Genomic DNA, 22,363 nt, shown 5'->3' on the forward strand with positions numbered 1-22,363 from the left:
CAGCCCGAAGCGATCACCGCCGGTTCTCGATCCGCATCGGATCTTTCCTGGCTGCCCGGACCAGCCCTCGTTGCCACCTTATCGGCGGAGGGCCGGCGTCCTGCGTAGCGATCAGTTGTCGCGCCCATGCAGCCCTGCGCGGCCCCGCCGAATCTCGACCCCGGCTGCCCGGGCCGGCCCTCCGCCCTAAAGGACGTCGGCGGTCGCCGAAACCTCACTACCCACCGCGCTCCCCGCCATGGGGTGACGCCACCGCGCGCCCCGACATGGGACGCCGCGTCGATCCCGCCACGGGAGTTGATCAACATGGCCTACTCTGGCCGGCCCCCCAAGGACAACAAGCACGGTCGCGGCTACACCGTCGACTGGAACGACGTGCCCGCCGTTGACTACACCGGCCCGTCGCCCGACTTGCCCGAGTATCCGGAGTTCGAGTGGAATTTCCGGGTCCGCGAGTGGTGGGAGATGGTGCGGCGGATGCCGCACTGCGCGCTCTGGTCCGAAATGGACTGGGACTTTGCCCTGGTCACGGCCTTCATGTGGCAGGACTGGTGGCGCAACTACTTCAGCGACGAGACGGTTCACGCCAACAAGTCGACCGAGATCCGGCGCCGAGAGGACCAGATCGGCACGACGGCGGAGGCTCGGCGCAAGCTGAGGATTCGGTACGTCGAGCCGGCGGAACTCGCGAAGTCCGAGCCGGAAGCCACGCCGGCCGCCGGCGGGGCGAAGGTGACGAACATCCAGTCGCGCCGTAACCGCCTGGCGGGCTGACCGTGCCACGTACGTTGGTCCGGCCGCCCGGGCACGACCGCAACCGGTCGCTCGGCTGGCTCGCCGTTGCCTGGATGGAGCACTTCGTTCGGCACGGTCCCGGCGACGTGCAGGGGATGGCGATCGAGCACGGTGACGAATACACCGGCTTCATCGTCGACTGCTACGCCCAGGGCGACGACGCGAAGAATAACCACCTGCTGATCGACGCGGCCTTCCTGTCAAGATCGAAAGGTTGCGATAAAAGCGGACTGGGTGCCCGTCTCTCGCTTTTCGAAGCGCTCGGCCCTTGCCGATTCGGCGGGTGGGCACGCGGCGGCGAGGTATACGAGGATCCGTGGGGGCTCGGGTTTCGCTACGAATATCAGCCCGGCGAGCCGATGGGCAAGCCAATCCAGGTTCCGTACGTCCGTATTCTCGCCACTGAAGAAGGACAGACCGGAAACGTCTATGACTCGATTTACTTCAATCTGACCGACGACGACTGCCCTATTTCCGAAGTGCCGGGCGTCGATTGCGGCAAGGGGCAGGTCTTCCTTCCGTGGGGCGGCAGAATCATGCCGTCAACGGCGTCAGGGGCCAGTAAGGACGGTGGCAAGGAGACGTTCTCTGTCTTTTGACGAGTCGCATTTGTACAATTTGCCCGAATTGAAGCGCATGTATAAGACGGTCACGAGGAACCACCGCAAGCGTAAGAAGCTGACCGGTACATGGTTTCTCGAAACGACCACCATGTTCGCGCCCGGCGAGGAGTCGACCGCCGAGGACACCTTCGCCGAGGCCGAGTCGATGCGCGAGGGCCGCAAGCGCGGTGACCACCGTCTCCTGTACGACCACAGGTGGGGCGAGGTCGACGATCTCACGAACGAGGACGAGCTGCGAGCCGGCCTGATCGAGGCGTACGGCGACGCCGTCGAGTGGATTGACATCGACGGTCTGATCAACGAGTTCTGGGACTCGCGTAACGATCCCGTCGACTCGCGGCGCTACTTCCTGAACGCGCAGACGTCGACGAGCGACGCGTGGCTGACGGCGCAGGAATGGGACGGCTGTGGCCGCCCGGACCGGCAACTGCAGGACCGCGACTTCGTTTGCCTCGGCCTGGATGGAAGCGTCAACGAGGACAGCACCTGTTTGGTGGCCTGCCGCATTTCGGATGGTCACCTGGAACTGCTCGACTGCTTCGAGAAGCCCCCGGGTCGACTCGGCGAGGGCTGGCAGGTCGATCGGATCGCGGTTGACGCTGCGGTGGCGCACGCCATGGAACGATTCGAAGTAGCGGGCTTCTATATGGACCCCGCCCATTGGCAAGACTACGCAGACAAGTTCTCGGCGGAATTTGGCGAGAAGATGCAGGTGAAAGCGACCCAGTCTCGTCCGCTCGAATGGTGGACCAATAAGCCAACCCGGATGGTTGCCGCGCTCGAACGTTTTCACGAGGCGGTCGTCGACAGGCGGGTCAGCTTCACCCCGGCGGCGGACCGGGCTGGACGTACCGCCGAGTTGGCGGTGACGCTACGCCGGCACGCTTTGAATGCTCGCCGTAGGCCGTCGCGGGCGGGATTGGGAATAGCAAAGGAATTTCCAAAATCGCCCAAGAAGATCGATGGGATCATGAGCGCCGTGCTCGCGTTCGAGGCGCGCGGGGACGCGATTGCAATCGGCGCGAAGCCGCGGGCGGCTCGGGTGTACGCCGCGAAGCGAATCCGGTGAGCATGGGCGGGCCCGGCACAGGTCGTGGTGTGCCCTTGATCGGCGCCGGGCCCACCGAAGACGATAGTCCCGAAGCCCGCCGGAGAGCAGGGTGACCCGGCGGTAATTTCGCCGAACGCCGCGTGGGTATGGTCGAGCCCGGCAGCCTGACTAACCGCGGGTCTGTCGCTGCCGGGCCCGATGTCAATCGTATCGGAGGGGACCGACAAGTTGAGCGAGCTGGACCAGCCGGAGAGTGACCGCCACGAGTGCGTGCTGCCGTTCATCGTCTGCCGATCGGCGAACGGCCCGTACGAGGATGACTCGTTCACCGCCGGGTTCTCCTGCGGCGCGATCGACGCCGAGCTGGCCGCGCTCGCGGCGGTGGGCGGTGTCCAGTCGCGCACGTACTCGGTGCTGCCGGAGGTCCTGCCGCAGCTCGACCTGATCGGCATGCGGCACAGGTACCCGATCATGGAAGCGGTCGTGCCCGAGGAGCATCCCGACTGGGCGTTCGTGACCTTCCGGCGCTCTGACGACGACTAACCTCGCCGAGCCGCGTCGAACCCGATCAGCAATCCGCTCGGTGTTGACGCCACCACTACGCACTGACCGTCGACCTCCATCACGTCGACCACGGTCAGCGGCGGCTCGGGGATATCGGTGATGGCGACCCCGTCGGCGGAGCCGTCCAACTCGACCCACCGCACGCCCGGCGTGGCGCCGAGGATCGGGCCGTCGTCTGCCCACAGCGCGGCGACCTCGTCAGGGGTCAGTTCCTCCGGTTGACCGGAGCCGATTTCAAGCACAGGTCCCAGTGTGCCGAGGGGGTGCGCTGGTGCCGGTGACCGCTACGCACCGCCGTCGGCTCCGGTCTGGTCGGCACTCGGGGCGAGGTCGGTGCGGGCGCCTTGCCGCAGCTCGACAGCCTTGATCTGATCTGCCGGGTAACCGCTGACGCGTTTGATCTTCCGGTTGGCAAGGATCGCCCGGGCGCGTGACACGCTGACGCCCCAATGCTTGGACGCCTGCTCGACGGTCCACAGTTCGGTCACGAGGTTGACTTGATGAAGTCGGGCCATTCGCTGGCAACCTCGTTCACCGCCAACCACTCGTCGGGCCGCATGTCAAGCCGGCTGATCGAGGGCAGGCTCCGGAGTGACTTCGGGTGTACCCACAGGCCGAGGCCGGATTCCGTCCAGAAGACCAGAGCACCGGGGCTGGTCAAGGTTTCGTTCGGAGTCTGGAATCGGGGGATGGTCTCGCCGTTCACCCATAGGTAACCCAGCTCGTCCTGTGCGACCGGACCGGAATGCACGACCAAGATGTGGCCCCAGCTGTTGTGGTGCTTCGGGATGTCACGCACGCGCGGCGGGCACGGCCAGCCGGGGAGGTCGAACGCTCTTGCGTGCTGCGACTGCTCGGTCATCTGCTTGCCCCTCGGTTTGTGACTAACTCCTGACGCCTACTAACTTACGAGCGTGGCGCTCGGAAGTCAACGGGGTCACGTGCCTCCTTATCTCCCGAGGAGGTGCGCTGGTGCCGATCGACGTCGAGGTTCGCGAGTCCCCGGGCTGGTGGCTGCGCCGGTTGTTTTTCCAGCTCAACGACCCGCCGCGCCGTCGCCGGCTTGCCCAGTTGCACAACTACTACATCGGGCATCCACCGCTGCCCGAAGGCGCAGAAAACGTCCGGGAGGCGTACGCCGCCTTCCAGGAGCATTGCCGCAGCAATTTCTCGAAGTTGATCGTCTCGGCGACGTCGTCTCGGATGCGCCCGGTCGGCTTCCAGACCGCTGTCGATGCCGACGTCACCGGTGACGCCGAAGCCGCGGCGATGTGGGATCGGGCCGGGATGGCCGTGGTCGCGCCGGACACGCACAACAAGATGCTGGCGCTGTCCGAGTCGTACGTGATCGTCGGCGACGTCGATGAGGAGACCGGCGCGCCGCTGATCACTGCCGAGGACCCGCGCACGATGGTGGGGGAGCCGGACCCAACGCAGCCGACCCGGCTGCGGGCCGCCCTGAAGGTGCTGCACGACGACGTCGCCGAAGAGGACCGCGCCTACCTTTTCCTGCCTGGCCAGGTCTTCGTGGCTTACCGCCAGCAGAAGACGCAGGCGTGGGCGAACCGGCTGCCTGGGGCCCCGGATCGGCCGGACACGAGCCTCGGCGTGTATTTCGACCCGCGTGGCTGGGACTGGCACCCCGACAAGGGCGGGGCGGACGGGCAGCGGTTGCCCCACAACCGGATGCCGGCGGTCCGATTCCTCAACGAGGATGGCCTCGGGGAGTACGAGCCGCACAGGAATCTACTCAACAGGATCAATCACCAGATCCTGCAGCGCCTCACGATCGCCACCATGCAGGCGTTTCGCCAGCGTGCGGTGGTCGGCCTGCCGTTGCAGGACCCCAAGACCGGTGAGGAAATCGACTACTCCGACGTCTTCACCATGGATCCGGCTGCTTTGTGGCAATTGCCCGAAGAGGCCAAGATGTGGGAGTCGCAGCAGGTCGACCTGACGCCGATCCTGAGCGCGGTCAAGGACGACCTGGAGACCCTGGCCAGCGTCACCTCCACGCCGATGCACATGCTGCAGCCGGCCGGTGAAAACCAGTCCGCCGAGGGTGCCTCGCTGAGCCGCGAGGGCCTGGTCTTCAAGGTCGAGGACCGGGTCGCGCGGACGTCGCACGCCTGGGCTCGGGTGATGAGCCTCGCCTTCTTGACGATGGATCAGCCGGACCGGGCCGACCTTTCGAAATTGCGGACCCTGTGGGCACCGCCGGAGCGGCTGAGCCTGGCCGAGCGGGCCGACGCCGCCAGCAAGGCCGCGAACGACATTCCGCGACGTAGCCGCCTGATCCACATCTGGGGATTCACCCCCACCGAGTCGGACGCGATGATGACGGAATGGGCCGACGAACAACTGCTCGCCGCCCAGGTCGCCGCCGCCACCGCCGCCATGAACCCGCTGCCGGAGGGCCAGCAGCAGTCGGGCCGCCCGGCCGCGGCGAGCCCGCTGCCGGCGCTACCGACGCTGCCGACCCCAGCGGACGTCCTGAAGAACCCGCTCGGCGGGCTCCCGGTGGCGGCGTGACCACTACACCTGCATCGCGGCCTGAACGAACTCACGGGTGAAGGTGGCGCCGCGCTGGCGAGCTTCCTCCAGCACCTGGTCGACGTCGTGCTCGGGGAATTCTTTCATCACGGCCCAGACCATCTCGTAGTTCTGTTCCGGCTGCGCACCTGGCTGGCGTCGTCGCAGCGGCAGGCGGATGCGTGGCCCGTACGGCTTGTCCGAGTAGATCACGGCAACTCCTGTGACTCGGGGTTTGTCAATACTCACCCAGTGTATCGACGGGAGGGTGCGCGGTGCCTGCGCCTGACGGCGGCCTGACCGCTGCCGAGATCGCCGCCATCTACGCCCTGGTGCAGGCCCAGTCGGAGATCCGCCGCCAGCTCGCCGAGATGGCGATCGCCGCTGTGCTCGGGCCGCTGCGGATCGTCAACTGGTACGACCCGGTCGACGTAGCGCTCGCGGTGGAGCGGGTGTTGCGGATCGTGCAGCCGATCCAGACCCGGGCGGCCCAGGTCACCGACGCCTACCTGGCCCGGACGTTGACGCTGATGACGGGCCGCCCGGTACGTCCGGTCGGCACCATCGACGTGACCCAGCTGCGCCGCGTGGTGACACCGGCGGTGGCCCGGATCGTGTCGGCGCGCCCGCCCGTGGAGATCGAGCCCGAAGGCGACCTTGATCTCGACGATGTCTTCGAGGATGAGGACGAAGACGAGGATCGGCGGCTCGACGAGGAGTTCGAGCGGCAGGTCGACGACGAGCTCCGGGCGATCGAGGACGAGTTCGACCAGGAGCTGGAGCGGGAGCTGGCCGAGGACGAGGCCCGGCTCCTGGCGCTGGATCCGATGGAGCCGTACATCCGGATCGGATCCGAGTACCGGTGGCGGATCTCGGAGGGCACCTCGGAGACGGAGGCGCTGGAACGGGCGCTGGCCCGGGCTGCCGACGTTGCCGACATGGACGTGGCTCTGGCCCAGCGGGCCCAGGAGCACGAGGTGATGATCCAACAGAACCCGAGCGAGATCACTGGGTACCGCCGGATCCTGCTCGCCGAGTTGCGGAATCCAGACTCGCCGCCGTGCGGCCTGTGCGTGGTCGCCGCGGACAGGATCTACAAGCGCGAGGAACTGAAGCCAATCCACGATCGTTGCCGCTGCGGCGTCTTGGCGATTCGCGGGCCGGCCGATCCGGGACTGGACATCAACGGCCAGGACCTGGACCGGATCTACAAGGCCGCCGGCGGCACCCATGGCCGGAAACTCAAGAAACTGCGGGTCGCGATCGGCGAGCACGGCGAGATCGGCCCGATCCTGCTGCCGTACGGCAAGGGCTTTCGCGATGCCGAGGAGGCCGACCGGGACGGCCGCGCCGCCACCGCGCGCCGGCGCCTGCCGGGCCTGGAGCGGTCGACGACCGGGCTGCAACGCCGGCTTGACGAGGGCGAGACGCGGGTCCGACCACTGCTCGGCTACCAGCAGCGCCTGATCGAACAGCTACGGGCGGAGATCGGGGTCTGACGGGGTGCCGGGCACCGGTGGCACCCGGGCCGGCTCGGTCTCGTCGCCGTGGCAGGCGTAGAGCACGTCCGGGCACTTGTCGTGGCGACATCGCCAGGTACGACTCATCCGACCGCACGGGGAACAGGCGCCCCAGCCGAGTAGCGGGTCTTGGTGGCCTCTCCGGCAGGTCTTCGGCCTCCACTCCACCCAGAGCCACCCGGAGCGCCGCCGTATCCACCTGCCCGCGACCGTCACGCCGACACCGTACGGGGAGGTGGGACTTGCCGGTCGATCTCGCCCTGGGGCCCGGGTCGAAGCCGCCGGTGATCCTGGTTGCCCGCACGCTGGCCGAAGCCCGCCAGATCCGCCGCGAATGGGCGCCGGAGATTCCAGACCTCAAGGGCGCCGTTCTCGGGTCTACCTGCGGCTGGCGGCCGATGAACAGGTGGGGTCGGATGCGGGCCTACATTGCTCCGAGCGCCCGGGACGGGCCGTACTACGCCCACTGGATCGTCGGTCTGCGTATCTGCCTGCGCAAGAAGCAGGCGGAGGGCGCCGACCCTGACGTGCTCTTCCTGGTTCCGCCGAAGGTGGCGTGCCGTGGGGCCGCGTAGGTGGTGGCGTCGCGCCGACACCCGGTTGCGGCTGTCCGCCGCGCTGCTCGGGTTCGTTGTCGCCGGCTGGCCGGCGAGCGCCGCGTGGGTGTGGATTGCGAAGGGCTTCGACCCGTTCGAGCAGCTGATGTTGTTCCTGAGCTGGGGAGCTCTCGGTTACACCTCCGGCGACATGATCTTCACCAACAAGGCCGCTGAAGGCGGTCGCGACTCCAGCTTGGGCCGGCCCGGCGAGTGAGAACGACTCCGCGCCGGGCCGGCCCTGCCATGCCCACCCACCGCACGGAGCCCACCCATGCCCTTCTCGATGCGACTCCAGACCCTCTATCTGCCCAGCACCGGCCTGCGCGTCGACCAGAGCGTTGCGCCGTTCGCCCTCATCGTCGACCAGGTGCCCGCCGACCTGGGGGAGAGCGACCGCGAGACCCTTCACCAGTTCGGCCGAGATGCTGGCGCCGCCGGAGTACTGATCACCCAGGCGACCGTCCGGCTGGTCGACGACGACGACGAGACGTCCGACGGCGAGACGTTCGTCGACATCGATCCCGGTCCGCTCGGGGTCGCGGTGGCGCAGGCGGTACGTACGCACCTGGAGACACAGGGCGGCACCCTCCGCGGTTCGCGGTGAGCGGCGACGCGGCTCAGCCAACCTGCGGCTGCGAGCCGCGGCTGATCTACCTCTGGGACGGCGACCTGTACTTCGGCGAGCTGACCGACGACGAGCGTCAGGACCTCGTCGAGTTCCTGCGGGCACATGACATTGACCCGATGTCGGTGCCGGCCAGCAACCAGATTGCGATTCGGGCCCGGTGCGACGGCTCGGACTGGCTGGAGCTGTGGCGGACGCCTGGCGGCGATCTCGCGCGGGCGCCGATCTGCGACTACTGCGACACCTGCGCGGTTCAGGAGCGGCTACTGATCCCGCTGGTCGAACTGCCGCCGCCGCTGCATGGCGCGAAGGTCTACGGCGTGTCCGAACGCTGACCGCGAGGGGGTGCTCGTGCCCGAGATCCCGTCTGTCACCTCGGTCCTCGTCACCGCCGACTACCGGTCGACCAGCGGCCTGCCGCTGTACGGCATCGTGACGTTCACCCCGTCGACGCTGGGTATCGCGGACGGCGCGGTCGTCATCCCGAGCACCGTCGAGGTGCGGGTGGTCGACGGCCGGCTCGCGGTGGCCCTGGCTGTGTCCGACGACCCGGACCTGGCGCCGGCCGGCATGACGTACGCGGTGACCGAGGACTTCGGTGTCGGGCTCGGACAGTACGAGATCACCCTGACGGCGGACATGGCCCCCGCGGTCGAACTGAACGACGTCGCGCCGTGGCCCCGCCCGCCGATCTCCGACCCGCCGCCGCCCAGCGCCGTCTACGTCGGCAGCGTCAACGGGCGCACCGGTGCTGTCACGCTCACCAAGTCCGACGTCGGGCTCGGTGCCGTCGACAACACCAGCGACGCGGCCAAGCCGGTGTCTACGGCGGCGGCGACGGCGCTGGCCGGAAAGCAGGCGAGCCTGCCATCGGGTAGCGCCAGCCAGTTCCTGCGCGGCTCCGACAAGACGTTCGTCGCGGTCACGAAGGATGACGTCGGCCTCGGCAACGTCGACAACACCTCGGACGCGGCCAAGCCGGTGTCGACGGCGACGGCGACGGCACTCGGCGGCAAGCAGGCCACCCTGCCGTCGGGCACCTCCAGTCAGTTCCTGCGCGGCTCGGATCACACCTTCGTGTCGGTCTCGAAGTCGGCGGTGGGTCTGGACCAGGTCGACAACGTCGCGGACGCGAACAAGCCGATCTCGAACGCCACGCAGTCGGCGTTGAACGCCAAGCAGGCGAGCCTACCGTCGGGTACCGCGTCGCAGTTCCTGCGCGGCTCCGACAAGACGTTCGTCGCGGTCGCGAAGGCCGATGTGGGCCTGGGCAGTGTCGACAACACCAGCGACGCGGCCAAGCCGGTGTCGACGGCGACGGCGACGGCGCTGGCCGGAAAGTTGAACCTGACCGGCGGCACGGTCAGCGGCGCGGTGCTGACGAGCGCCGGCGGCCAGGCCGGCACGGGTTCCCAGCCGCTGACGACGGTCGCGTACGTCCAGTCACGTGAAGAGAACCTGATCACCAACGGTTCGGGCCTGTTGGGCAACAACTACAACTTCTCCAGCTTCACCTTCGACCCGACGGTGACGTACGCCGGCGGCGGGTCGTTCCGGCACGCGACGTTCTCGGCCGTGGCCACCAACGACGAGCTGATCCCGGTCATCCCGACCAGCACGTACCGGCTGAGCGTGCACGCGATCTCGTCGGTGTACGCGGTCGGGGCGAAGGCGTTGCTGGGGATCGCCCCGTACGACATCGACGGGCTCGGGATCACCCCGCAGAACTACATGAAGTACACCGGGTCGACCGACACGACCCTCGCCGCGCAGCTGAATCCGGGCGACACCACCGTGCAGCTGACGAACGCGGCCGGCTGGTACAACGGCGCCCTGAACAGCACGAACAGCCACTTCATCTGGTACGGCTACGTGAACAGCAAGGGCTACACGTACCCGAACTACACCTACACGCGGCGGTCGAGCACCACATACAAGGCCGGCGGCTGGTGGGCCAGCGGCGGCATCTCCAGCAACACGATCACGCTCAACGGGGCCTGGAGCGGGCCAGTGATCCCGGCGGGTACGGCGGTGCGGAACTCGACCGGCGGTAGCACCTACAAGTACATCGCCGGCACGAACGTCGAGATCCCCGCCACCTGGACCGCGTACAGCGGCTACATCGGCGGCTACGACACGGCCGCGACCGGCGGGAACAACACCTTCCCGTACGGCACCGCCTACGTCCGGATCGTGTTCCTCCTCAACCGGGACGTAGCCGGCAACACGACCAACGTCGGCCCGGTGTCTCTCACCTCGAACGCGACCACCTCGGCGATCGTCCTGCGGTCGCCGAACGGCACCGCGTACCAGATCACCGTCGACAACTCCGGCGTACTGGCGGCGACCGCCCTGTAGCGGGCCGCTCGACATCTTCCGAGCCCGGGGTTCTGTCCGGGTCGGCCTGTTTCACACCCGGCCCTGACCGGGTTTGTTCATCCAGCGCTCGCCGTCACGGTGGGCGCTTTTCTTCTACCCGCCAAGGGGAGATTTGTCCATGTCGTCCACATCTTCGGTCGCGGCAGCCAGTGGCGCGCCCGAACCCACCACCGCTGAACTGCTCGGCGACTTCCGCCGGGAACTGCTGACACAGCAGGTCCCGTACGAGATCGTCAACGACCTGGTCCTGCACGCGGGAGCAACGCTGATCAACGACGGCCTCGTGGTCCGCGCCGCGGACGAAGTCGGTGGTCGGCGATGACGCAGCCTGCCGGTGACAGCACCGCCGCCGGTACCGCCGGTACCACGGCGACCGGAACCGATCAGACCCCCGCACCAGCGCCCGCGCCCGTACCGACGCCGCCGGCGTCGACCGCTCCTTCACCTGCCGCTGCGCCGCAGCAGCCGGCCGCACCCGCCGCCGGCGGGGCGCCGGCACCGGCGAACCCGGGAGCACCGTGGCGCGAACTGCCGGTCGAGGACCAGGTCGAGTACTGGCGGGCCCAGTCCCGCCGCCACGAATCCCGCCACCTGGGCGCGCTCGGACTGCAGCCGGGCGAACTGGACCAGCTCCGGGCGACCGCCGCCGAGCACCAGCGCCAGGTGGAGGCGAACCAGACCGAGCACGAGCGCGCGGTGGCGGCTGCCGAGGCGAGGGGCCGGACCGCGGCCCTCGCTGAAGTCGGCGGCCAGCTTGTCGACGCGCAGATGCGGGTCTCGATCGGCGACCGGATGACCGACGACCAGGTGACAGAACTGTTGCAGAACCTCGACCTGCGCCGCTTCCAGACCGCCGCCGGCGGCGTGGACCGCGACCGGGTCGCCGCGTTCGTCGGCACGCTTCTGCCGCAGGCCGCCGCGCCGGTCACCCCTGCCGTACCGGCATCGCCGGCCGGCCAGCCCCAGGTGCCCGCCACGGGTGCCGCCCCGCAAGCCCCGGCTGCCGTCACGGGAGCCCCCCTTCGCCCCGCGCCCGACATGGGCCAGGGCACGCACGCGGCAACCCGCCCGAGCGGCCTCGCCGCCGGCGCCGAGATCGCGCGTCAGCGCTTCGGCGATCGGCAGGCCCAGCCGCCGGCGACTCCGCAGCTGTAACACCGCACGGCCCGCATCGAAGGGGTCATCCCAGGCGCCGGGCTCCCGTCTTTCCCTTTCGATCAAGGAGCTAGTCCATCGTGGACATTTCCCTGACGACTGAGGCGTGGACGGTCGAGAAGAGGGACTGGCTCGGCAGCCGCGACGGCACCGAGTTCACACGCACCATCACCCTGCATCTCGCGTCGTTCACCGCCAACGTCCACTACCCGAACGGGTTCATCCCGTCGGGCATCGTCATCGCCAAGATCACCTCTGGGACTGGCACCGGCCTGTACGGCCCGTACGCCGGCAGCACCTCCGAGGCGCAGACCGTCACCATCACCGGCACTCCGACCGGTGGCACCTTCACCCTCACCTGGGACGGGCAGACCTCTGGCGCGATCGCGTACAACGCGACCGCGTCGGCGGTGCAGACCGCCCTGGAGGCCATGTCGAACATCAACCCCGGCGACGTGTCGGTGTCCGGCGGCCCTGGCCCCGGCACCCCGTACGTGGTGGCGTTCGCCGGCCGCTACGTCGGCGACAACGTGCCGCAGATGACCGCCTCGGGCGCGTCGCTGACCGGCGGCTCGTCGCCGGCTGTCGGGGTCACCACCACCACTGCGGGTGGTTCCGGTTCCAGCAACGGCCTGGAGATCCCGGACGGCTTCCTCTTCAACTCCACGCACGTGCGGAGCACCCGCAACCTGGGCGCCCCGCTGCACTGGCGCGGGGTGATCCGCACCAGCAAGTTGCCGGCCGGCAACGGGTTGGACGCCAACGCCCGCGACGTGCTGGGCGCCAAGTTCCGGTTCGAGGCGTGAGGAGGGCTGACCGATGATCATCGATGAGTATGTCGAGCCGGCCCTGCTGACCGGCTTCGTCCGCAACGTTCCAACCCCGTACGCGTTGCTGTTGAACCAGGTGCTGCCGGACCGGTTCATCCCGGACATCGAGGCGGCGATCGACCAGGTGACCCGGGTCAACCGGGCCGCCCAGTTCCGCAGCTGGGACACGGAAACGCCCATCGGCGTCCGTGACTCCTTCCAGCGCAGCCGCGTGAAGCTCCCTCCGCTCGGCATCAAGACGCCGATCGGCGAGCACGAGCGGCTGATGCTGGAGCGGATTCGCACCGGCGGCGACAACCGCGACGGTTACGTCAACGCCATCTACGACGACGCGGCGAACAACACCCGTGCGGTCCTGAACCGCATGGAGGTCGCTCGCGGCGACGTGCTGGTGGACGGAAAGTTCACGTTGGCGGGTGAGAACGGCCTGTTCCTGGAGGCCGACTTCGGCGTGCCGGGCAGCAACATCGTGAACGCCGCGGTGGTGTGGTCCGACCACGACGACTCGCACCCGTTGCAGGAGATCAAGACCTGGGTCGACACCTACATCGACATCAACGGTGAGGCTCCGGGGTCGATCCTGACCAGCAACACCGTGATGAACAACCTGCTGCTCGCGGACGAGTTCCGCAAGTTGTTCAACACGGTCGGCTCCCCGCTGAACGCCAGCCCGAACCTGATCACCCCGGTTCAGGTGAACCAGGTGCTCCAGGCGCACGGCCTGCCGCCGATCCAGCAGTACAACACCAAGATCCAGGTCGATGGCGTGAACACCCGGGTCATCCCCGAGGACAAGCTCATCTTCCTGCCGTCGGACCGTGACAGCCTCGGCTTCACCGCCTGGGGCGTCACCGCCGAGGCGTTGGAACTGGCCGGCGTCAGCAACCCGCAGCTGTCTTTCCAGGAGCTGCCCGGGTTGATCGGTGTCGTGCTGCGCGAGGGCGACCCGGTGCGGGTGTGGACCAAGGTCGGCGCGGTCGGCATGCCGATCATCACCGACCCCAACAAGCTCATGGTCGCCGACGTCCTGGCGTAAGGGGGACGACATGGCGAGGAAGCTGGCCCGGCGGCAGTACGCCGCCGGGCAGTGGTGGGAGCCCGAGGACAACATGCCCGAAGAGGTCGCCGCCACCATCACCAACCCGAAGGCGTGGGAAGCCGGCGATGCCGGGCCGGACGGCAAGTCCGCCCGGCCACCAATCGCTGGATACGAGGGACACCTCCTGTCCGGATACGTCCACCTCGGCAACGAACGCTACGGGCCTTTCGATCCGGTGCCGGAGGATGCGGCGCGCCGCATCACCAACCCGAAGGCGTGGGTAGCCGGCGAGGTTCCGCAGTTCGTCGACAGTGACACCGCCGAACCCGGAGACGAGGAGCCGGCTGCGCCAACCCGGCGCAGCACGGTCCCGCCGCCGCCCCGGGTTGGCCGGGGCAGCGGCATCGAAGCCTGGGCGAGTTTTGCCGAGGCGAACGACGTCGACGTGCCGGACGGCGCGAGCCGCGACGAGATCATCGCCGCGTGCGAGGACGCCGGGGCGCTCGACCGGTCCTGAGAAGCCTCACCCCGGCGGCGGATATCCCCGCCCGCCGCCGGGGTGACTCGGGAAGGAGTCGCCCGTGACGTCGTACGCCACCGTCAACGAAATCACCAAACTCACGGGGCCGCTCACCTCCGAGCAGCAGACGCAGGTGGCCGACCTTCTGGCCCGGGCGTCCGCGATGCTGCGTGGCGCGGTGCCGGACCTCCAAGAGCGGCTGATCTCCGGCGAGGTCGATCCGGTCAACGCGTCCACCGCGGTCATCAACATGGTGCTGCGGGTGATGCGGAACCCGCAGGGCCTGACAGCGGAAACCGTCGGCCCGTTCCGACGCGAGTGGGAACGGGACTCGTCGACCGCCTGGCTGTCCGTTACCCAGGCCGAACTGGACCTGGTCGCCAAGCCGGCGGAGAAGCCACGGGCCCGGGCGAGCACGATCCGGGTCCGTGCCGGCCTCGCGCCGCCGGGGCCGTGCTGGGGCAGTCATGTTCGGCGCTGGTGAGACCGAGACGGTGGTCGCGATCCGGCCGCCGCTACGGGACCAGTACGGCGATCCGGTACCGGGCAGCGGTGTGGAGACCCCGATCGCCGGTTGTCTGTTCGCGCCGGGGCCCTCCGCCGAGATGTTGAACGGTGCGACCCAGGTCGACACCGACGGCACCGTGTACGCGCCGGTCGGTGCGGACATCGAGCCGACCGACAAGCTGCGGATCCGGGGCGACGTCTACGAGGTCGTGGGTCGCCCCCGCCGGTGGGACTCCGTCGGCCTGGAGATCGTCGTCCGCCTCGTCACCGGCTGATCGGGGGTGGCCGTGGCGACGAAGACGGTCCGGTTCCGGATCAACAACAAGGGGATCGGCAAGGCGGCCACCGGGCCCGAGAGCAGGGCGGCCGTGTTCGACATGGCCACCAAGATGATGGCCCACGCCGTGTCCATCTCGCCGCACGAGAGCGGGGACTACGCCGGCTCGTTCGGGATCCACGCGCACATCCGTCGGGACTGGCCGGTTCGTAGGCCAAACCCGCGTGCGTGCGCCGATGTGTTCAACGACGACCCCGGCGCCTTGGCGATCGAGAAGGGCACCGCCCGCACCAGACCCGACGGAACCGTGGTCACCACCCACGGTTTCAGGGTGCTGACCCGGACTCTCCAGCACTTCGAGATCCCGGCGGCGCCGTGACTGCGCCGCTGCGCCGGTTTCCGGACGTGCAGCGGGTTCTGGTGACGCTGCTCGAACCGCTCGCCGGCGTCGGCCGGACCGGGATCGAGACGCCCGGTGACCTGCAGTCGAAGCTGCCGTTCGTGCGGGTCATCCGCACCGGCGGCCCCAGTACCCGCACCTCCGACTACGCGACCGTCGACGTCGACGTCTTCGCGGCCTCGTACGCCGCCGCCGAACCGCTCGCCGAGCGGATTCGGCAGTACCTGACCGGCCCTCCGCTGAGTTCCGGCGCCGCAGTGCTGGACCGGATCACCTGCGAATCGGCGGCTGCCGAACTTCCGTGGGCGCCCGGGATTCGTCGCCTGAGCGCGACGTACCGGGTCACCGCCCGCCGCTACCTGGCGACCTGAAGCCCCACCCACCCGTCCGCCCCGCTGGTCGGGGCTGTTTCGCATGCCCTCGATCACGAGAGGACGCCAGATGCCCACTTATTCGGGCGTTGCCGACAAGAAAAACCAGCTCATTCGCCGGGCGCGGGACGGGTCGGTGTTCATCGCGCCTCGTTCCGCCACGGCAATCAGCGCGATCACCAGCACGTCTGCCGCCACCTTGGTCGCTCTGCCGGCTGGCTACGAAGACCTCGGTTACACCTCGACCGACGGTGTCACCTACGGCCGGGAGACCGAGTCGAGCCAGGTGCGCAGTTTCGGCAGCACGGAGCCGACTCGGGAGGACATCACCTCCGACGTCGTCACCATGCAGGTGACCGCGCAGGAAACGAAAATGCTCTCGATTGGCCTAATGACGGGCGTCGACACGTCTGCTCTGGAGGCCGCGGCGGTCACGGGTGAGTTCGCCATCGCGAAGCCGGACCTGCCGAACCCGCGCTACTACCACGTCCTGGGCCTTTTCGTCGACGAAAGCTCTGACGGAGAGATCTACATGGCCCGGTATATGCCGAATGCACGTATCACCGAATTCGGCGAGACGGTCTACACCTCCGACGGGGACGACCCGGTACAGGTGTCCCTTACCTTCACCGGATTTCGCGACAGCACCCTCGGGTATAGTCATAAGTGGATCTTCGGCGGGCCCGGTTGGCTGGCGCTGCTTGAGGACATGGGAATCGAACAGGCGACGTAGTCGCGCAATTCGACCGGGGTGGCGCCCTATGGGTGGGGCTCGCCACCCCGGTTTCCCATTCCCTAAAACGCCATTTCGTCAAGGAGAGTCGCATGCCGCAGAAGCCCCAGAAGTTCGAGTTCGAGACCTACTTTCGCGAGCACCCCGTCACCGGCGAGCAGCAGGAACGGACCCCCGACACCCCGTCGCAGGAGGTCAACCTGATCGCCGACGGGTGGCGAAAGAAGCCGAAGGCCACCAAGTCCACCCCGCCGACCAAGTCGACCGGCGGCAGCAGCTCTTAATCCCCAGAAAGGAAAGCCCCACCCATGGCACGTTTCACCGCGTCCCGCCTGGAGCGGGAATCGAAGCTACGCGACAAGCGGCAGCGCGATCCGTTCGAATACGAGAGCGAGTCCCCTGGCTACGAAGGCCAGTCGGTCACGTTCCAGGATCCGAACCGGTTGCACTACCTCCAGCTTCGCAAGCTCGGCAAGGGCGACATCGACGAGACGATCCGCTTGCTCCTGACCCCGGAGGACTACGAGCGTTTCGTCTCCTTTCCCGAGGTCAACGGCGAGCTGATGCAGGACCTCTTCTCCGCCTACGGGGACCACTATTCGATGGAACCGGGGGAATAGACCGCGCCTCCGAGTTAATTGACCGCTTCGGGGACGCGATCGAAGCCGACCTGGCGGACCGTCAGGTCGACCTGGTCGACGAGTGGGGCCAGCGGCGGTTCCGGCGGATTCTCAACCTCGTCGACCACCTGCCGCGCAACTCCGCGTACATGCAGGCGTTGACCGACGACGACGAATGGGCCGAGCAGGTTCTCCGCCTGCCCCAGGCCGAGCGGCGACCGACGGTTCCGATGGCGGAGTGGTCGCCGGAGGTCGAGCGGCTGACCGATCTCCTCGACCGCGTCGGTGACCTGATTCGGGCGGTCGTGGCGTCCGCCGGCGCGAAGCCGAAGCGGATGCAGCCGGCACCGAGGCCGACGACGGCGCTGGACCGCGCCCGGGCCCGACGTCGCCGGGCGACACACAACCGGCTCGTCAACGTCCTCCTGCCACACAAGGCGTCCGACCAGTAGCGCCCGCCTCTTTCCAGGAGGGAGCGGGTTGTGGCCTACGACGTCGGCACCGCCGTCATCCACGTCAACGTCGCCTTCGAAGGCATCGAGCAACAGCTACGCAACCTCGCCGAGAAGATCGGCAAGGACCTCAACGCCAAGGTCTCCGACGGCCTGAACGAGGGCGTCAGCGACGGCCTGGACAGGGCGACCCAGAGGGCGGGCCAGGCCGCGAAGCGCGGCGGCGCCCGAGTTGGCAAGGACGTCGGCGACGGGGTGGCGAAAGGGGTCGCCAACGGGGTGGCGAAGGGCATCGTCGACGGCGTCCGGGGAGGGCTTGACGATGCCCTGAACGACGGCGAACGAGCTTGGCGGACCTGGGAGAACAACCTCGCTCACACCATCAGTGGCGCCTACGCCCTGCGGGTGCGTCAGGCAGCTGAGCGAGTGTTTCGGGATATGCCGACATTTCAGCAGGGTGTCGACATCGGGCCGGGGACCGAGCAGCTGCGCGCGGTACGGAACCAGATCTTGGAGCTGGTCAACGGTAGTCCCGATTTCTTGATCTCCGAGGAAGGGCTGGCCCGACTTAAGGAGCTTCGGTCCGAGCTGGCCAAGCTGTCGAAGGACGCGGAGGCGCCTCGTCAGATCCGCGTCGATGCCGAGACCGGGCTCCGTACCATCGACGGCCTATTCCGAGCCATCGAGACGCGGTCGGAGGAATCCGTCCGGATTCAGGCCGAGCGCGAGAAGGAACTGCGGGTTGCCGCCGCGAGGAAGACCGCCGAGGCGGCACGAAAGGTCTACGACGACTGGCAGCGGGGCGCCAACAAGGCCGTACTCGACCTTGAACGGGAGCGGCAGCGGGCAATCGAGCTGCAACTTCAGCGCGAGGAGAAACTGCGGATCGCCGGAGCGACCAAGGCCGCCCGCGAAGCTCAGAAGATCTACGAGGACTACGAGCGGGCGGTTGCCAGGGCGGCGGCCGACGCGACGAAGGAGCGCGAGCGGGCGGCCAAGGCGGCTTTTGACCGGCAGCAGCAGACGGCGGTCGCCGTCGTCAAATTCTTCGACAAAATCAACCAGGACGCCGCCCGCGAGGCGGAGCGCCTCGCGGCACGGTCCGCCAAGGCAACCGAGGATGCCTTCAACTCCACCTTGGCTGGCCGGATCCGGAAGGTGTTCACCGACGCCTACCGGCAGATTCCTGACCTGGACGTCGATGCGAACACGGAGCCGGCGGCCCGGGCTCTTCTCGACCTGCGGAGGCAGATCGAGACTCTGAGCGGCGCCCGTGTCGGCGTCGACCTGTCGGCGCGGGAGGCGCTGGCCCAGATCGCGGTGTTGAAGGAACAGCTTCGCGAGCTGGCGGCGACGAGTCCGACGATCGAGGTTCGGGCCGCGGCTGTCGGGGCTTACAACGAGCTGGTTCGTGTCGAACGCCTCGCCAAGGATCTCGACGGTCGCAACGTCCGCATCGACGTTTTCGCCGACGGCCGCTCGGCGACCTCGGCGTTGGCCGGTGTCGCTGCGAACGCCGAGGTGACGCTGCACCGCCTGGGCGCCCTGATCGTGACGTCGTCGTCGCTCGGTACGGCGATCGTTCCGGCGGCGGCGGCAGCGGCGGGCGCGATCGGGACCATCGGCACGGCCGCGGTCGCGGCGGCGGCCGGTATCGGTGTCCTCATCCTCGGCTTCTCCGGTATCGGCGATGCCCTCAAGGCGATGGACGCCCACGCGAAGGATCTCGACAAGTCGCAGGCCAGCTTGGCTCGTTCGGCCGGACAGGTGGCGAGCGCGACTGACGCGGTCCGTTCGGCGGAGCGGGGGCTGGCGAACACCCGTGCCAGCAACGCGTCGGCTTTCCGGCGGGCCGCCCAGGCGGTCGAGGACGCGGAGCGGGGCATCGCACGGGCGCAGGAGCAGGCCCGCCAGGCCACATTGGACTTGATCAGAGCGCGGGAAGAGGAGCGGCGCGCCAACCAGGATCTCGCCTTTGATCTTGAAGGTACGTCGATCGCGCAGCGGCAGGCGGCGCTCGACCAGGCCGAGGCGAAACGCGATCTTGACCGGATCCTGGCGAACCCACGGGCGACAGAGGAGCAGAAGGAAGCCGCCCGGATCGCCTACGACGAAATCTCCCTGCGGGTACGGGAGTTGGCGGTCCAGCACCAGCGGCTGACCGCCGAGCAACGCACCGCGAACAAGAACGGGATTGAGGGATCGGACCGGGTCGTGGCCGCGAAACGCCGCGAGCGCGACGCCGTCCAGGGTGTCCAGGACGCCCAGCGCCGCCTCGCCGAAGCGGTGATAGCCCAGGCCGACCAGCAGCGGCAGGCGGTCTTCGCCGTGGCCCAGGCCCAGCAGACCCTGGCGTCGGCTCAACGCCAGCTGCAGCAGGCGACAAGCAGCCAGAACCTCGCTGGCCTGGAAACCCTGGACACGCTGAAGGAGCGGATGGAGGCGCTTTCGCCGGCCGGCCGGACCTTCGTAGCCTTCCTGTACTCGCTCAAGAAGCCGATTCAGGAGCTTCGGGCGGCGGCCCAGGAAGGGCTGCTGCCCGGCGTGCAGCGGGCTATCGAAACGGTGCTGCCGTATCTGCCGGGCTTCAGCAAGTGGGTCGGCAAGGTGGCAACGGCCACTGGCCTGTTGTTCGAGAAGACGGCCGACCTGCTCACGAATGACGAGTCGTGGCAGAGGTTCTGGGGCTACGTCGGCAAAGAGACCATTCCGATGCTGTTCACGCTGTGGGAAATCGGCTCGAATCTGGCGACCGCGATGATCAACCTGTTCATGGCGTTCACCCCATTCAACGAACCCGTCGGCGGTGGCCTGGTCGAAATGACGAAGCGGTTCGCCGAGTGGTCAAAAACCCTGGACACCAATACCGGATTCCAGAAGTTCCTGGAATACGTGCGTGAGAATGGTCCGCGGGTCATCGAATTCTTGGGGCGGGCCGCGGTCCTGCTTGGTCGGTTCGTCGCCGCGGCGGCGCCTATCGGCGTGATCGTTATCGAGGTGCTGACGAAGCTCTTCGAGTGGATCAACAAGATCCCGGTCGACGTGCTGACGATCCTGATCGCCACCATCGCCGGTGTGGCCGCCGCGATCGGCCTGTTCGCTGCCGCCACGGCCATCGCGACAGCAAGCACGGCCGCCCTGGTCATCGCCGGCATCGGCGCCCTCGTGGCCGCCCTGCTTGTCCTCTGGAACACCGTCGAGCCGGTACGTACCGCGGTGACGACCGTGTTCGACGCCATCGGCTCGGTGGTGTCCTGGGTGTACGAAAACCGGATCCGTCCGGCCCTGGATGGCATCGGATGGCTGATCGAAGAACGGGTCGCCCCGTTGTTCTCGTGGCTCTACCACAACATCATCGACCCGATCTGGGACGGGATTTCCCTGGCGTTCAAAATCGGGTTCTCCGTGATCCAGGTCGCCTTCGGGCTTTTCCAGATCTGGGTAAAGATAGCCGGCCTGGTGTGGGCGGGGCTCTACAAGATCTACATCAAGCCAATTTGGGATCTTGTTCGGCCGGTCTTCATGGCGTTCGCCGGAATCTGGTTCTCGCACATTCTGCCGGCCGTCAGGTCGGGCGTAAGCGCGGTAGGCAAGGCGTGGTCGGAATTGGTCGAACTGTCGAAAACGCCGATCCGCTTCATTGTGGAAACGATTTTGAACAATGGCCTACTGAAGGGCTACAACACGATCGCGAAAGCGTTCAAGGTGAAGCCCGACAACGTCCACATCGACCTGAAGGGCTTCGCCCGGGGTGGCGCGATCGGCGGCTGGGGCACCGGAACCTCCGACGACAACATCATCCGGGCCTCCCGCGGCGAGCACATGTGGACGGCGAGGGAGGTCCGGGCGGCCGGCGGTCACCAGCGGGTGCATCAGCTGCGGCAGGCGGTCCTCGACGGGACGCTCCCGGCGTTCCGTGACGGCGGGCCGATCGGCGACGGTATCGGTGACCTGTTCAACCGGTTGAAGAAGAAGGCCGGAGATGTCTGGGAGGGCGTCACCGACTTCCTGTCCGATCCGGCGGGAACGCTACGGAAACTGACCGACAAGCTGATCAAGCTGGTTCCTGGCGACTTCGCCGACTCCGACTTCGGCCGGGCTGCCCTCGGGGTTCCGCGCTCGATCGCCGAAGCCGCGATCGACAAGGTGAAGAACCTGTTCTCCGGCGAGGACGGCGGACCGGTGTCCGGCGGCGGGATCGGCTCCGCGCAGATGATGCGGCTCCTGCGGGCCCAGTTCCCGGGCCTGTCTCTCTACAGCGGGTACCGACCGGGCGCCGTCACCTCGTCGGGCAACCGGTCGTGGCACTCGGTGAACCGGGCTGTCGACGTTCCGCCACGGCGGGACGTTTTCAGCTGGATCCACGACAACTTCTTCAAGGTCACGAAGGAGTTGATCTGGGGCGGCGACCCGTCGCGCAACATCCAGAACGGCCGCTACCACCGGTTCAGCGACAGCCTGTTGCGGGCGCACGGTCCGTACAAGGGTGTGGCTGGGTCGTCACCGCACGTCCACTGGGCGTACGACTCCGGCGGCATGTTGCCGACCGGCGTGTCCACGGTGGTCAACAACACCGGACGGCCCGAGGCGGTGCTGAGCCCGAGTCAGTGGAACATGATGGCGGCGCTGGCGCGCAACGCGCACGCCGAGCCGCGGCAGAACGTCTTCCACTTCCAGCAGGCCACTCTCGATCTCGGACGGTTGCGTGCGATCGAGGACCGGCAGAACGCGCAGGCCCGGGTTGGACGACCGGGGTAGCGCACAGCGGCGG

The 22,363-nt window shown here is 67.9% G+C and carries 29 protein-coding genes; 25 read left to right on the forward strand and 4 right to left on the reverse strand.

Annotated features, from left to right (window positions below):
* Positions 1-306: 306 nt before the first annotated feature.
* The 4 genes from I0C86_RS41385 to I0C86_RS41395 all read left to right on the forward strand — a co-directional run bounded on the left by I0C86_RS41385 (position 307) and on the right by I0C86_RS41395 (position 3,012).
* Positions 307-774 (forward strand): phage terminase small subunit, encoded by a 468-nt coding sequence (locus I0C86_RS41385; protein WP_196206759.1) that lies wholly within the window; start codon positions 307-309, stop codon positions 772-774.
* A gap of 74 nt (positions 775-848) precedes the next feature.
* Entirely contained in the window at positions 849-1,394 is a 546-nt protein-coding gene (locus I0C86_RS44230) for a hypothetical protein (RefSeq protein ID WP_230395620.1), read from the forward strand.
* Positions 1,395-1,422: 28 nt separating this feature from the next.
* Positions 1,423-2,487, forward strand: coding sequence for a hypothetical protein (locus I0C86_RS44235; RefSeq protein ID WP_230395621.1), 1,065 nt, complete (start codon positions 1,423-1,425; stop codon positions 2,485-2,487).
* Between the two features lie 210 nt (positions 2,488-2,697).
* A complete protein-coding gene (locus I0C86_RS41395; RefSeq protein WP_196206760.1) occupies positions 2,698-3,012 on the forward strand; it encodes a hypothetical protein in 315 nt (104 codons plus the stop codon).
* On the opposite strand, the gene I0C86_RS41400 is transcribed toward I0C86_RS41395, so the two are convergent.
* Genes I0C86_RS41400 through I0C86_RS41410 form a run of 3 tightly spaced genes read right to left on the reverse strand, consistent with a single transcriptional unit; the run spans position 3,009 to position 3,895 of the window.
* The gene (locus I0C86_RS41400) at positions 3,009-3,275 is read right to left on the reverse strand and encodes a hypothetical protein (protein WP_196206761.1); all 267 of its coding nucleotides are present in this window, start codon (positions 3,273-3,275) and stop codon (positions 3,009-3,011) included. The two genes, I0C86_RS41395 and I0C86_RS41400, sit on opposite strands and share 4 nt — an antisense overlap.
* Positions 3,276-3,317: 42 nt before the next feature.
* Positions 3,318-3,521, reverse strand: coding sequence for a hypothetical protein (locus I0C86_RS41405; RefSeq protein ID WP_196206762.1), 204 nt, complete (start codon positions 3,519-3,521; stop codon positions 3,318-3,320).
* Positions 3,518-3,895 (reverse strand): hypothetical protein, encoded by a 378-nt coding sequence (locus tag I0C86_RS41410; RefSeq protein ID WP_196206842.1) that lies wholly within the window; start codon positions 3,893-3,895, stop codon positions 3,518-3,520. The genes I0C86_RS41405 and I0C86_RS41410 overlap by 4 nt, the downstream gene beginning before the upstream one ends.
* Positions 3,896-4,005: 110 nt before the next feature.
* Here I0C86_RS41410 and I0C86_RS41415 point away from each other — a divergent pair, with 110 nt between their 5' ends.
* Positions 4,006-5,565, forward strand: coding sequence for a phage portal protein (locus tag I0C86_RS41415; protein ID WP_196206763.1), 1,560 nt, complete (start codon positions 4,006-4,008; stop codon positions 5,563-5,565).
* Between the two features lie 3 nt (positions 5,566-5,568).
* Here the strand turns inward: I0C86_RS41415 and I0C86_RS41420 are convergent, their stop codons facing one another.
* Positions 5,569-5,778 (reverse strand): hypothetical protein, encoded by a 210-nt coding sequence (locus tag I0C86_RS41420; RefSeq protein WP_196206764.1) that lies wholly within the window; start codon positions 5,776-5,778, stop codon positions 5,569-5,571.
* A gap of 62 nt (positions 5,779-5,840) precedes the next feature.
* Between I0C86_RS41420 and I0C86_RS41425 the strand changes: the two genes are divergently transcribed.
* From I0C86_RS41425 to I0C86_RS41520, 20 genes are all read left to right on the forward strand, one after another.
* Positions 5,841-7,064, forward strand: coding sequence for a hypothetical protein (locus tag I0C86_RS41425; protein ID WP_196206765.1), 1,224 nt, complete (start codon positions 5,841-5,843; stop codon positions 7,062-7,064).
* Between the two features lie 263 nt (positions 7,065-7,327).
* Positions 7,328-7,660 carry a hypothetical protein gene (locus I0C86_RS41430; protein WP_196206766.1) on the forward strand — a complete coding sequence of 111 codons (333 nt, stop codon included), beginning with the start codon at positions 7,328-7,330 and terminating at the stop codon, positions 7,658-7,660.
* On the forward strand, positions 7,647-7,898 hold the full coding sequence (locus I0C86_RS41435) for a hypothetical protein (protein WP_196206767.1): 252 nt from the start codon (positions 7,647-7,649) through the stop codon (positions 7,896-7,898). Before I0C86_RS41430 ends, I0C86_RS41435 begins: the two co-directional genes overlap by 14 nt.
* A 57-nt stretch (positions 7,899-7,955) precedes the next feature.
* Positions 7,956-8,288: a hypothetical protein gene (locus I0C86_RS41440; RefSeq protein WP_196206768.1), complete on the forward strand. Its 333-nt coding sequence runs from the start codon at positions 7,956-7,958 to the stop codon at positions 8,286-8,288.
* On the forward strand, positions 8,285-8,644 hold the full coding sequence (locus I0C86_RS41445) for a hypothetical protein (protein ID WP_196206769.1): 360 nt from the start codon (positions 8,285-8,287) through the stop codon (positions 8,642-8,644). Before I0C86_RS41440 ends, I0C86_RS41445 begins: the two co-directional genes overlap by 4 nt.
* 16 nt (positions 8,645-8,660) lie before the next feature.
* A complete protein-coding gene (locus I0C86_RS41450) occupies positions 8,661-10,667 on the forward strand; it encodes a hypothetical protein (RefSeq protein WP_196206843.1) in 2,007 nt (668 codons plus the stop codon).
* A gap of 139 nt (positions 10,668-10,806) precedes the next feature.
* Positions 10,807-11,010, forward strand: coding sequence for a hypothetical protein (locus tag I0C86_RS41455; protein ID WP_196206770.1), 204 nt, complete (start codon positions 10,807-10,809; stop codon positions 11,008-11,010).
* A complete protein-coding gene (locus I0C86_RS41460; protein WP_196206771.1) occupies positions 11,007-11,843 on the forward strand; it encodes a hypothetical protein in 837 nt (278 codons plus the stop codon). The genes I0C86_RS41455 and I0C86_RS41460 overlap by 4 nt, the downstream gene beginning before the upstream one ends.
* A gap of 80 nt (positions 11,844-11,923) precedes the next feature.
* Entirely contained in the window at positions 11,924-12,649 is a 726-nt protein-coding gene (locus tag I0C86_RS41465; protein WP_196206772.1) for a hypothetical protein, read from the forward strand.
* Positions 12,650-12,662: 13 nt separating this feature from the next.
* Positions 12,663-13,709: a major capsid protein gene (locus tag I0C86_RS41470; RefSeq protein WP_196206773.1), complete on the forward strand. Its 1,047-nt coding sequence runs from the start codon at positions 12,663-12,665 to the stop codon at positions 13,707-13,709.
* A 10-nt stretch (positions 13,710-13,719) separates the two neighbouring features.
* Positions 13,720-14,229, forward strand: a complete 510-nt coding sequence (locus I0C86_RS41475; protein ID WP_230395622.1) for a hypothetical protein — start codon at positions 13,720-13,722, stop codon at positions 14,227-14,229.
* Positions 14,230-14,293: 64 nt separating this feature from the next.
* The gene (locus tag I0C86_RS41480; protein ID WP_196206774.1) at positions 14,294-14,716 is read left to right on the forward strand and encodes a hypothetical protein; all 423 of its coding nucleotides are present in this window, start codon (positions 14,294-14,296) and stop codon (positions 14,714-14,716) included.
* A complete protein-coding gene (locus tag I0C86_RS41485; RefSeq protein ID WP_196206775.1) occupies positions 14,700-15,014 on the forward strand; it encodes a hypothetical protein in 315 nt (104 codons plus the stop codon). Before I0C86_RS41480 ends, I0C86_RS41485 begins: the two co-directional genes overlap by 17 nt.
* A gap of 12 nt (positions 15,015-15,026) precedes the next feature.
* Positions 15,027-15,395, forward strand: coding sequence for a hypothetical protein (locus I0C86_RS41490; protein WP_196206776.1), 369 nt, complete (start codon positions 15,027-15,029; stop codon positions 15,393-15,395).
* Positions 15,392-15,787 (forward strand): hypothetical protein, encoded by a 396-nt coding sequence (locus I0C86_RS41495; RefSeq protein ID WP_196206777.1) that lies wholly within the window; start codon positions 15,392-15,394, stop codon positions 15,785-15,787. Before I0C86_RS41490 ends, I0C86_RS41495 begins: the two co-directional genes overlap by 4 nt.
* A 70-nt stretch (positions 15,788-15,857) precedes the next feature.
* Complete coding sequence (locus tag I0C86_RS41500; RefSeq protein WP_196206778.1) at positions 15,858-16,520, forward strand: phage tail tube protein; 663 nt, start codon at positions 15,858-15,860, stop codon at positions 16,518-16,520.
* Between the two features lie 92 nt (positions 16,521-16,612).
* A complete protein-coding gene (locus I0C86_RS41505) occupies positions 16,613-16,804 on the forward strand; it encodes a hypothetical protein (RefSeq protein ID WP_196206779.1) in 192 nt (63 codons plus the stop codon).
* Between the two features lie 24 nt (positions 16,805-16,828).
* A complete protein-coding gene (locus tag I0C86_RS41510; RefSeq protein WP_196206780.1) occupies positions 16,829-17,140 on the forward strand; it encodes a hypothetical protein in 312 nt (103 codons plus the stop codon).
* Positions 17,141-17,289: 149 nt separating this feature from the next.
* Entirely contained in the window at positions 17,290-17,592 is a 303-nt protein-coding gene (locus tag I0C86_RS41515; RefSeq protein WP_196206781.1) for a hypothetical protein, read from the forward strand.
* 30 nt (positions 17,593-17,622) lie between these two features.
* The gene (locus I0C86_RS41520) at positions 17,623-22,350 is read left to right on the forward strand and encodes a hypothetical protein (protein WP_196206782.1); all 4,728 of its coding nucleotides are present in this window, start codon (positions 17,623-17,625) and stop codon (positions 22,348-22,350) included.
* Positions 22,351-22,363 lie beyond the last annotated feature (13 nt).

The organism is Plantactinospora alkalitolerans (assembly GCF_015690345.1).
In the GTDB taxonomy this organism is placed as follows: domain Bacteria; phylum Actinomycetota; class Actinomycetes; order Mycobacteriales; family Micromonosporaceae; genus Plantactinospora; species Plantactinospora alkalitolerans.